At 35.8% G+C, this 8,630-nt stretch carries 17 protein-coding genes and 1 tRNA gene; 13 read left to right on the top strand and 5 right to left on the bottom strand.

Features of this window, described 5'->3' with window-relative positions; translation table 11 throughout:
* Positions 1–32 precede the first annotated feature (32 nt).
* From ACK2M2_RS15800 to ACK2M2_RS15785, 4 genes are all read right to left on the bottom strand, one after another.
* Positions 33–428: a hypothetical protein gene (locus ACK2M2_RS15800; protein WP_419349826.1), complete on the bottom strand. Its 396-nt coding sequence runs from the start codon at positions 426–428 to the stop codon at positions 33–35.
* A 13-nt stretch (positions 429–441) separates the two neighbouring features.
* Entirely contained in the window at positions 442–1,269 is an 828-nt protein-coding gene (locus ACK2M2_RS15795) for a HipA family kinase (RefSeq protein ID WP_419349824.1), read from the bottom strand.
* A gap of 128 nt (positions 1,270–1,397) precedes the next feature.
* Entirely contained in the window at positions 1,398–1,700 is a 303-nt protein-coding gene (locus tag ACK2M2_RS15790) for a hypothetical protein (protein WP_419349822.1), read from the bottom strand.
* Between the two features lie 83 nt (positions 1,701–1,783).
* On the bottom strand, positions 1,784–2,446 hold the full coding sequence (locus ACK2M2_RS15785) for a LexA family protein (RefSeq protein ID WP_419349820.1): 663 nt from the start codon (positions 2,444–2,446) through the stop codon (positions 1,784–1,786).
* Between the two features lie 131 nt (positions 2,447–2,577).
* Between ACK2M2_RS15785 and ACK2M2_RS15780 the strand changes: the two genes are divergently transcribed.
* The 10 genes from ACK2M2_RS15780 to ACK2M2_RS15735 all read left to right on the top strand — a co-directional run bounded on the left by ACK2M2_RS15780 (position 2,578) and on the right by ACK2M2_RS15735 (position 6,585).
* Entirely contained in the window at positions 2,578–2,796 is a 219-nt protein-coding gene (locus ACK2M2_RS15780) for a hypothetical protein (protein WP_419349818.1), read from the top strand.
* A gap of 8 nt (positions 2,797–2,804) precedes the next feature.
* Positions 2,805–3,185 (top strand): transcriptional regulator, encoded by a 381-nt coding sequence (locus tag ACK2M2_RS15775; protein ID WP_419349816.1) that lies wholly within the window; start codon positions 2,805–2,807, stop codon positions 3,183–3,185.
* Positions 3,186–3,233: 48 nt separating this feature from the next.
* The gene (locus ACK2M2_RS15770; RefSeq protein WP_419349814.1) at positions 3,234–3,497 is read left to right on the top strand and encodes a hypothetical protein; all 264 of its coding nucleotides are present in this window, start codon (positions 3,234–3,236) and stop codon (positions 3,495–3,497) included.
* Positions 3,494–4,447 (top strand): helix-turn-helix domain-containing protein, encoded by a 954-nt coding sequence (locus ACK2M2_RS15765; protein WP_419349812.1) that lies wholly within the window; start codon positions 3,494–3,496, stop codon positions 4,445–4,447. The genes ACK2M2_RS15770 and ACK2M2_RS15765 overlap by 4 nt, the downstream gene beginning before the upstream one ends.
* On the top strand, positions 4,444–4,704 hold the full coding sequence (locus tag ACK2M2_RS15760) for a hypothetical protein (RefSeq protein WP_419349810.1): 261 nt from the start codon (positions 4,444–4,446) through the stop codon (positions 4,702–4,704). Before ACK2M2_RS15765 ends, ACK2M2_RS15760 begins: the two co-directional genes overlap by 4 nt.
* Positions 4,701–5,093 carry a hypothetical protein gene (locus tag ACK2M2_RS15755; RefSeq protein WP_419349808.1) on the top strand — a complete coding sequence of 131 codons (393 nt, stop codon included), beginning with the start codon at positions 4,701–4,703 and terminating at the stop codon, positions 5,091–5,093. Before ACK2M2_RS15760 ends, ACK2M2_RS15755 begins: the two co-directional genes overlap by 4 nt.
* Positions 5,094–5,097: 4 nt before the next feature.
* Positions 5,098–5,532 (top strand): hypothetical protein, encoded by a 435-nt coding sequence (locus ACK2M2_RS15750; protein ID WP_419349806.1) that lies wholly within the window; start codon positions 5,098–5,100, stop codon positions 5,530–5,532.
* Between the two features lie 108 nt (positions 5,533–5,640).
* On the top strand, positions 5,641–5,982 hold the full coding sequence (locus ACK2M2_RS15745; protein WP_419349805.1) for a hypothetical protein: 342 nt from the start codon (positions 5,641–5,643) through the stop codon (positions 5,980–5,982).
* 152 nt (positions 5,983–6,134) lie between these two features.
* Positions 6,135–6,425 carry a hypothetical protein gene (locus tag ACK2M2_RS15740; RefSeq protein WP_419349803.1) on the top strand — a complete coding sequence of 97 codons (291 nt, stop codon included), beginning with the start codon at positions 6,135–6,137 and terminating at the stop codon, positions 6,423–6,425.
* A gap of 83 nt (positions 6,426–6,508) precedes the next feature.
* A tRNA-Met gene (locus ACK2M2_RS15735) sits at positions 6,509–6,585 on the top strand.
* Positions 6,586–6,755: 170 nt separating this feature from the next.
* On the opposite strand, the gene ACK2M2_RS15730 is transcribed toward ACK2M2_RS15735, so the two are convergent.
* Positions 6,756–6,917 carry a hypothetical protein gene (locus tag ACK2M2_RS15730; protein ID WP_419349801.1) on the bottom strand — a complete coding sequence of 54 codons (162 nt, stop codon included), beginning with the start codon at positions 6,915–6,917 and terminating at the stop codon, positions 6,756–6,758.
* 585 nt (positions 6,918–7,502) lie between these two features.
* Here ACK2M2_RS15730 and ACK2M2_RS15725 point away from each other — a divergent pair.
* From ACK2M2_RS15725 to ACK2M2_RS15715, 3 genes are all read left to right on the top strand, one after another.
* Positions 7,503–7,820, top strand: a complete 318-nt coding sequence (locus ACK2M2_RS15725; RefSeq protein ID WP_419349799.1) for a DUF1889 family protein — start codon at positions 7,503–7,505, stop codon at positions 7,818–7,820.
* 275 nt (positions 7,821–8,095) lie between these two features.
* Positions 8,096–8,245 carry a hypothetical protein gene (locus ACK2M2_RS15720; RefSeq protein ID WP_419349797.1) on the top strand — a complete coding sequence of 50 codons (150 nt, stop codon included), beginning with the start codon at positions 8,096–8,098 and terminating at the stop codon, positions 8,243–8,245.
* A 68-nt stretch (positions 8,246–8,313) separates the two neighbouring features.
* Positions 8,314–8,556 (top strand): hypothetical protein, encoded by a 243-nt coding sequence (locus ACK2M2_RS15715; RefSeq protein ID WP_419349795.1) that lies wholly within the window; start codon positions 8,314–8,316, stop codon positions 8,554–8,556.
* The last annotated feature ends 74 nt before the right edge of the window (positions 8,557–8,630 follow it).

The following is an 8,630-nucleotide window of genomic DNA, read 5'->3' as shown; positions in this document are numbered from 1 at the left end:
ACCACTTACCCAAGTTACGCCTTAAATTTGGCTCAATTAGGGGCGCTTTGCATTTCAAATCTTTGTGCAACAAAGCCACTTGAAGATAACGTAAGTGCTTGCAGAAGTACCCCCTCGAGTGAAAAATCAGTTGCTGTACTCCATGGGCCTAGATAAACTCCTTCAAATGGTATATCCCAATTCAAAGGGTTTTTAATTGATTTCTCGAGGTATTCTATTAGACCAATAATATGGCTCGAACTTTTACCATATAATAATTTTAAAATGGGTTCATCAATGGCACGATTAATTGTTACTTCATTTTTTTGATTTTTAATAATGATTAATACAGTTATTCTTTCACCAGAATTAACAATGGGTTCAAGAAAAATAGGTTGCCACTCCGCAATTATAGGTGGACTTTGTGGAAAAAATAAGTCTGAAATCATAAGACCGCCCTAGTTAAAATAGTGGTAATTGACCATAATCATCTGCATTAGAAATACTTAATCTTACTAAATTAGAAAGTATTGGTAACCTTTGATAGAGAAAATTTTGTATATTTTTATGATGATCGGTTAGTTCATCATGGTTAACTTTACTGGATTGTGGAAGGAGTTTGATTTGCTCCTTTGAAATTTTATTACTAATAAAATCAATTACTTTTTTCATAAATTGATGGGTTTTAATAGTATTATAACCTTGACTATTCCTAATGTTTTCAGCAAGTATGTTTTCACCCCATTTGCATTGAGTCATTGGGAGATTATGAGTGAAATTAATAGGAAAAGCTTCACCATGGTCAATAAAATCATATTTAACACCATCAAAAAGAATATTTCCTGGATGCCTATCTGAGTTTGCAATTAATTCATCAAATACTATTATTTTATACAGATCTTCATATGTAAGTAGTTGATTGCTAGTAACTTCATTTTGTTTTAAAAATCTTGAGAAAGGTGTCGAATTGCAATCTGTAGTCCCAAAAAATAACTGATTATTTACATTTGGGATATCGGGATGATCATGATCAACCTTAACTATCAAAGGTTCCGGAGTATTTATTCCTATAGCTCGACCTAATAGTGAACACAGTATTTCTTTATATAATTCATTTGTGTTTTGAATTTTTTTTACATAAGCTTTTACCATCTTTTGATCAGATGTAACTACATAGCCTGTCCAAATATCATTTACACCAGCATTAACTTTATCCTGTTTCATACTTGAGCTTTTTGGGATAAATACCGTTTCAACAGAAGAAGGCATTGATAAGTTTATTTCTGACATTACTAACCCTTTTTTAATTACACCCGATCCAAAGTGTTGCGTCGGGTTCGCAGTTTATAAAACCATTGAAGCCCAGCAAAGAGCCACCAGTACAAGTAGCAACCCTAGTTTTATGTAGTCAAATTTATTCATACATCTGAATACTTTTCTACAAACTCGTCTACCCATCCTTGTGCGACTTCAAGGTTGATTATGTCGGTCAGCTTTAGGTTGGTTTCTTCTGCTTCGTTAAACCCCTCGATAATGGCTTCAAAGATATTGGCTTCACTAATAACTTCACGCGCCATTTCCGCAGTGTCATAGCTTTGCTTGGCTTTTATAAGCGAGACTATTTGTTTATCAATTCCTGCACCAATTTTTTCTAATGCCTGTTTAAATTCTTGACGATTAATTGTTAGCGCAGTTTTGGATTTATTGAGTGTTGCAATCATTATTTTCTCTTTTCTTTTGGACGTTTTAATTATCTAGCTCGCCAATTTTGACGAGCCGATGGACTGACAGTTATAAATGTTTTTTACTTCCCAAAAGACCGTAAATGCTCCACAACAACTCCAATAATTCTAATTTCTTGTTGTGTTGAGTTCATGATTGGGAAGTCTGGATTCAAAGGAACCAGTTCAAAAGTTTCACGTCCGTGCTCATCGTAACCAATCGCTCTATACTTTTTAAAGGTTGCTTCATGGCTACCATTCTGTGCAATAACATAACAGCCCGGATACGGCTCTTTTGCTGCATCAACCACAAGTTTGTCACCTGGAGCAAACTCGGGAATCATACTTAAACCTGATACTTCAAGTGAAAATACACTTTCAGGTTTACAACCTATATAGGTTGTATACGTTTCGCCTTTCGGGTGAATACCATCATAACCAGACTCATAAAAGCTTCCTGCTTGAACAAAATCTAGAATCGGGATTCTACGCAGAGGACTTTCATTTATGACTACGTTGGAGAAGTTGGAATCATTTCGTTCTGTAGCAGAAGAACCTTCACCGGTTTGTAGCCAATAAGCATCAACACCTAGAAATTTAGCAATAGATGGCAAATGTGATGATGAATCAACACGACCCGTTTCTAACTGACTATAAGCGGACTGTGTAATTTTAATTGCATCAGCAACATCAGCTTGAGATTTTTTTGCATTTTTCCTTGCTAGCTTTAGTCGATCTTTAAGCATCAATTCACCCTCATCATTATATTAAATAATATTAGGTAACTAATACTTAATCAAATTAGAATACTTATTGACTAAATATTAGAATGCTAATAATATTTACAAGTTACTTATATTTTAATAAGAGAATGCTTATGCAAACCTTATACAAAGAGCTTGTAGTTTTTCTCGGTGGACAAATCCCAACAGCAGAAAAATTAGAAGTCAGTCAATCCAATATTAGTGGTTATGTTTCTGGTCGCTGGAATATGTCAGTTGACGTAGCCGTTCGAGCAGAAAAGGTTACAAATGGTGAATTTAAAGCAATTGACTTATGTCCATCGCTTAGAAAGTTCCAAGCTTTAACTGCCTAGGAGCACCCATGAGTAAAGTATCACCTGAGTTGCTCGCAATGGCGAGAAATGATGTAGCACGAATAATTCAAGGTCTTAACTCAACCAACCAAAGCAAGATCGCTGAACAGATGGGAATTGATCCTGGCACATTAAGTAAATGGAAAAATGATAAACAAAGCAATGGCTTAACGTTTATTGAAAACTTTTGCGTGTTATTGCGGTCGCTTGAAATTAAGCCTGTGCCTGTGACTTATCGAATGATCCGTGAAGACAAATTACAAGCATTGTTTGTGATGTCTAAAGCATGGATGGGGCGCATGGATTCGGTCGATGATTTGTTTCAGGACGACATTTCAGATTTTGGAATGGATATTGAGTTTGGATATCGAGACATTAAAAAAGCCTGATTTACGAGATCAGGCTTTAGTAATTCAAAACTTTAGAAGGCATTGAATATGAAATCAAATTTAGCACAAGAAGCAACACCTTACAACGACTGCGATTTTCTAATTGGTGATGCAGTTGTTATTGATCAAGCAATGATTAACTTCAACGAAATCTATCAAATCACAGAAGTTTATGAAAACACGGTCAATGTTTATATCGGTATTGGTATTTTGACTTTAAATAAAAAGTTTGTTCGCAGTGCATCGATTACTGAGCTTAATGCCAACCGCCGTTTAACCGAAGCTGAACAAGCTTTAGCGGAGGTGTCATGAGCTTAGATGCAACTATTTGGGCTTGGAAAGTTCGCCTGAAGCAGAAGAAAGGTGGCAGTCTAAAACCCCTTAAAAGGCTCGTTTTGCTCTCACTTGCCGACCGTGCAAGTGAGGATCATTGTGCCTATCCGAGTGTCGCAAGATTGGTTGAGGATACCGATATGGATCGTAAAACAGTCTTAAAAATTATCGATGAGCTGATTGACGATGGCTTAATTATGGATACAGGTGAGCGAAAAGGACGAACAAAACAGGTCAAAGTTTACAAATTAATGGGTGTAAATGGGCGAGAAACAGTACCAATAACGGTACTGTTTGATACCGAAAATGACGATTTAAACAGTCCCAACAGTGGAACAGTTCCAACAACGGAACAGTCCCAACAATTCCATGAAAGAGTCCCAACAATTCCACTAAACAGTCCCAACGTTGGGACACGGAATCTTTCAAAGAATCTATCATTAGAATCTAAAAATAAAAAAACATGGTTTTGTTCTAAAAAACTTCGTGAAGAAATTAATTTGACCGATGATGGAATCGACTTTGAATCTATCCTGAATTCAACATGGCTTGAACGCGAAGTACGTGCCTTTGAAAATTACAACGCTGAAAAAACCATGAGCGATGATTTGATGATTTATCACTTCACGGATTGGCTGATCAACGCTTACCGAACCAAGTATTCGAATAATCAAAATTCAACTTCTGGAAAACCTGCAGGTACAGGATCTAAATCTCAACAACTTTCTGAAAAACAGATTCACGCTTTCTCATTGAAACTTGCTCACCATCCTGAGTTCTCAGGCAAGTTCTCTGAACCAGGGGAGTCTTACGAAAAACTTGCAGCACGAATCGCAGTGAAACTTGAAAATCCAATTCAAGCGAAAAAATGGGAATCGTATTTGAAACAGGTTGGATACAACGGAACTTTGGACGGGGTAGCAGCATGACCAATGCAGACCGAACTTACCTAAACCTGATGATCTTCAGATCTATGGCCAAAACCAAAGGACGCGTTTCTATAAATCAAATCCACGAAGATATTCAACCGAACATGGGGATTTCAAAACGAAGCTTACAGCGCTATTTGAACGGCTTAGCAAACTGGGGATTGGTTGCCAAGGATGGAGAAACACCACAGGGATTTAATCTGACTGAACATGCAAAAAATCTATTTCAAGACTTAGCCAAGGGTAGTGATGCATGAGCAGTATTTCACTTGCTGAATACAAAAAGCTCTACGCACCGAAGAAGCAAGTTAAACGTCGTACCACGGTTAAATCAGAGCGGACTATCAGCGAGGGTGAGGCAAAGTTATCTCAGCAATTGAAGGCGTACAAGATCGAGTTTGAGCAGGAGTTTAGATTCGATCCGAAAAGGAAATGGAGAGCTGATTTCCACCTGGTAGGCAAAATGATTTTGATCGAGGTTGAAGGTGGGATATGGAGTAATGGGAGGCATACAAGGGCAAAGGGATATTTAGGGGATATGGAGAAATATAACTCGGCTCAATTGTTGGGTTATTCAGTGTATCGGTATAGCACTGAGCAGGTTAAAAGTGGTTTGGCGATTGAAGAAATTAGACGGTTAGGGTGATGGGATGAATGCGATGGTTAAAGTGATGGATTGGTCTAAGTTCACAGCTGAAGAATGGTTTAAGCAGTACGGGGTATATATTCAGACCTGTCGCATGAAATCAGGGAATGAGCCGGATAGCTTAGGTGTGAATCAGATTTATTGGTTGATTTGTGAAAACAATAAAGGAGTGGCATCTAGAAAGAATCAATTGATTTGTGAGATTGATGATTTTGAGGCGGATGAAGTGCGAAAACTTATCATTGATTTAAAATACTCAAGTCGTATTTGTGATTCAGCTAAAGCGGCCGTAAATCTATTTATTGAGAGGAATGTAAGAGGGATGTCGCTTAGGCAGATGGAGGCGCGGTTCAAGCTCGGCAGGACTGCAATTGATAGTATGGTTTTTGCAGGTAAGTATTTTTTAAATGGTCATGATAAGCGTTTGAGAATCAATTGACTGTCCGGATGGGATATGGCATATTCCTGTTATAGTGGACGAAGTTATATAGATTCACTAGATAAACCTCGCATTTGCGGGGTTTTGCTTTATTAGGATATTAAAGAAATGAAATGGATTTTATCGATAGCTATTGCTTTGCTATCTACCTCAAGTTTTGCTTATAAAATTACAGATTACTCAGGCAAGTGTTTTGTACTTGATGAGAAAAAAGCTCAAGTATGTTCAATCCAAAAGGGTGTGAGTTCTGGTGGCGGGTTTATTTACTTAGAGTTTGATAAAAAAGAGTTTCTAATAGAGCAATCAACAAGCTGTGGTGCGAGTTGTCAACCTTACTTAGGTACAACGCCTGAAAATGCACTTTTGTCTAAAAAATATAAAAAAGGTCCATGGGATTGCTATAAGCAAGTGCAAGGTTCATTGAATGTCTGTTACATGATCTCTAAATAGAGTAAATTCTTAAAAAGCTCACAGAAATGTGGGCTTTTTTAATGCCTGTAGAAAATATCCACTATGTTTGCATATTTAATGATTAAGTTAATAATGGATAGAGTAGGTGTATAAGATGGTACAATGAGACTATCTATTAGATCCTTTGATTTATGTCTGAAATTTATAAATACCTTTACATGCAAATTGGTATATTTGGTTCACTTCCAACACATAAAGTTTTTACCATTAGTGGTGGTATTGATAATAAGGCAAAATGGATTTTTGCCGATAATACGTTTATTTATGGAGGTATTTCAGATTGGGCTTTAAGGCATTCAGGTCTTGATTCAGGAAAACCAACATGGTCAGAAGAGTCTAAATTATTTGTAGAGAATGAAAAAAGAAAATTAGCCTTGTATAAGGCTTCTCATCCTGAATTTATAACCGAAACGGGTATTTAGGTTCAATTTACTATAATAAATAGTTATATTTGATATAAAGTTTGCTTTGTTACTCTGTAGGGCGTATAAAGGCACCTCGTTGATGCGGGATGGAGCAGTCTGGTAGCTCGTCGGGCTCATAACCCGAAGGTCGTTGGTTCAAATCCAGCTCCCGCTACCAACGAAAAAGATTCAAAGTTTAATACCCTAATTTGCTTCGTGCTTATTAGGGTTTTTTTTATTATAAATTAACCATAATGTTGTTTTTAAATAAAAAAAACCCACTTATTTTAAGTGGGTTCAGGCGTTAAATAATCTGCGTCGTTAATCATTTAACCCCTTATTTAAAAATTATTTTGTTTGTGGCTTTTCTTTATTTGGCTCAACCGTTTTCTCAGGTTCGGCTGATGGTGTAGTTTCGGTTTCAGTGCTTTGATTGGCAGCATTGGTTGTGGGGGCATTTGATTTTGTTTTGTTTTCAAATGCTTTAAATCCAGTAATAGTATCAGGCATTTTCTTTTTCCATTGGTTGAATTACTGAATAGCCATAATGTGCTCTTTAATTAATAACATTAAGGTGTTTGTGAGAGTTATGTGTAGTGATATGTTCGACGTAGACGGTTTATATCGACAAAATATATTAAGAATAGCTTAAAAATATCACTCGACCTTTGTTATCGTTGAACTTTAAAATTTAAATTTTATTTAATGACTTACATGAACAAGACAAATATAAAATAATGGGGTTGTATTAATCTAATTTTAATTATTTTTAATTAAATATTAATAATTTACACAGAATCGATGAAACTGTGTTAGATTGTACTTGATCGAATCCGTATGCGAAACGGTAGTGTTTGAGTTGTTATAGGAATAGCGCATTCCCTTCAAAAGTTTTGAAGCTTAAACAGTTAACGCTGAGCATGAGATCGCAACATGCCGATCTACGAAGCCCACTACTATTTGTGGGCTTTTTATTGACTGTAAAAAGACAGCAGCTTTAAGCCTGGGCATTAATAGAATCAAGCATCAGCACATATAGCTTATGAAAGAATAGAAATTGTGTCATAGTCCTTAATACTACATGAGGATTATAAGATGACACCTTTGGTTGAAGTAGTCTTAAAAAGAATAAATCTTCGAATGAGTACCTCAGTTATGATTGGACATCCAGCTGATGAATCATTTATCAAATACCTTTTAAAATGGTTACATCAACATAATGAAGTTTTGAATGTTGAAGAGATAGCTCAGTGGGCAATTAAAAATCATTGGTCAGAAAGAGAGATAAAAAATATTGCGTATTGGATTAAGCTAATTGTAGAGGGTAAGCAGGCTAGAATAAAATATATTCCTCTTTTTGCAGAAAACTATTTTAGTGATTTATTAGTTGAAGCAAGAAATAGTCAATTATGATTTGATAAATTTTTAAGAGGGAGTTTTGCACTTAAAAGAATGTATATGTTTTCATTTGATCTATTATTCAAAGTGATATAGAGATAGGGCATAACGAATTAATTGCAATTGATAATGTGATGATTCTACTGAAAGAGCGGATTAAGAATTTGTGTATGTCTTTATCATCAGTGAATTAAAGAAAAGTAACAAAATTAATAAAAAGTCAAATTGAAGTCTAATAACTAAAAATGGCAATAATAATATGCTTTATTTTATCCAAAAGGAGATAGGTGATGTTGAAAACTGTAGCTCTAATAGGTACTGGTATCGCAATCGGATGTTGTTATCAGTCCTATAAGAAAGATCCGCAGAAATCTAAAAGTAAAAATTTAGAAAAAAGCGGTAAACAGAGCAAAGATAGTGATGAGATCACTAAGGAATAGTAACTTTAAAAATGTTGAATTCAGTGTTTATAGACCACCTCCGGGTGGTTTTTTTATGAGCGCAATTTATGAAAAGACCAATGCCACCTAAAACCCTATTTGATATAGATCCTTTTGATGCTGTTGATTTTGAACCTGCACAAGAGTTAAAAGAATGGATATTAAATACATTCATTGATGACGAAGGCGCACTTCATAATCCAGATCACGCGCATATATCGCCTTGGGATGATGATTTATTTAAAGTGTTATGGGCTTCATCGGCATTTATTAAAGCTGACAAAGTTGTATTGGGACAGACAGAGAAGTGAACCGTACCGGGTTTGTCGGAGACTTTTTTATTTAAGTTAGGCCACCTGACCTAACGGGTTAATCTTATCATAGT

Origin of the sequence: Acinetobacter sp. TY1 (genome assembly GCF_048551395.1) — a bacterium.
Classification (GTDB): domain Bacteria; phylum Pseudomonadota; class Gammaproteobacteria; order Pseudomonadales; family Moraxellaceae; genus Acinetobacter.
The sequence above is the reverse complement of the archived record's forward strand: the minus strand, read 5'-3'. Positions and strand labels throughout refer to the sequence as shown.

Excerpts from the sequence above, each read along its gene's own strand:
- ACK2M2_RS15725 (WP_419349799.1), top strand. The coding sequence starts at position 7,503 with ATGACACCTTTGGTTGAAGTAGTCTTAAAAAGAATAAATCTTCGAATG.
- ACK2M2_RS15800 (WP_419349826.1), bottom strand. The coding sequence starts at position 428 with ATGATTTCAGACTTATTTTTTCCACAAAGTCCACCTATAATTGCGGAG.
- ACK2M2_RS15750 (WP_419349806.1), top strand. The coding sequence starts at position 5,098 with ATGAATGCGATGGTTAAAGTGATGGATTGGTCTAAGTTCACAGCTGAA.
- ACK2M2_RS15730 (WP_419349801.1), bottom strand. The coding sequence starts at position 6,917 with ATGCCTGATACTATTACTGGATTTAAAGCATTTGAAAACAAAACAAAA.
- ACK2M2_RS15785 (WP_419349820.1), bottom strand. The coding sequence starts at position 2,446 with ATGCTTAAAGATCGACTAAAGCTAGCAAGGAAAAATGCAAAAAAATCT.
- ACK2M2_RS15760 (WP_419349810.1), top strand. The coding sequence starts at position 4,444 with ATGACCAATGCAGACCGAACTTACCTAAACCTGATGATCTTCAGATCT.
- ACK2M2_RS15770 (WP_419349814.1), top strand. The coding sequence starts at position 3,234 with ATGAAATCAAATTTAGCACAAGAAGCAACACCTTACAACGACTGCGAT.
- ACK2M2_RS15795 (WP_419349824.1), bottom strand. The coding sequence starts at position 1,269 with ATGTCAGAAATAAACTTATCAATGCCTTCTTCTGTTGAAACGGTATTT.
- ACK2M2_RS15780 (WP_419349818.1), top strand. The coding sequence starts at position 2,578 with ATGCAAACCTTATACAAAGAGCTTGTAGTTTTTCTCGGTGGACAAATC.
- ACK2M2_RS15765 (WP_419349812.1), top strand. The coding sequence starts at position 3,494 with ATGAGCTTAGATGCAACTATTTGGGCTTGGAAAGTTCGCCTGAAGCAG.
- ACK2M2_RS15740 (WP_419349803.1), top strand. The coding sequence starts at position 6,135 with ATGTCTGAAATTTATAAATACCTTTACATGCAAATTGGTATATTTGGT.
- ACK2M2_RS15720 (WP_419349797.1), top strand. The coding sequence starts at position 8,096 with ATGTTGAAAACTGTAGCTCTAATAGGTACTGGTATCGCAATCGGATGT.
- ACK2M2_RS15745 (WP_419349805.1), top strand. The coding sequence starts at position 5,641 with ATGAAATGGATTTTATCGATAGCTATTGCTTTGCTATCTACCTCAAGT.
- ACK2M2_RS15775 (WP_419349816.1), top strand. The coding sequence starts at position 2,805 with ATGAGTAAAGTATCACCTGAGTTGCTCGCAATGGCGAGAAATGATGTA.
- ACK2M2_RS15715 (WP_419349795.1), top strand. The coding sequence starts at position 8,314 with ATGAAAAGACCAATGCCACCTAAAACCCTATTTGATATAGATCCTTTT.
- ACK2M2_RS15790 (WP_419349822.1), bottom strand. The coding sequence starts at position 1,700 with ATGATTGCAACACTCAATAAATCCAAAACTGCGCTAACAATTAATCGT.
- ACK2M2_RS15755 (WP_419349808.1), top strand. The coding sequence starts at position 4,701 with ATGAGCAGTATTTCACTTGCTGAATACAAAAAGCTCTACGCACCGAAG.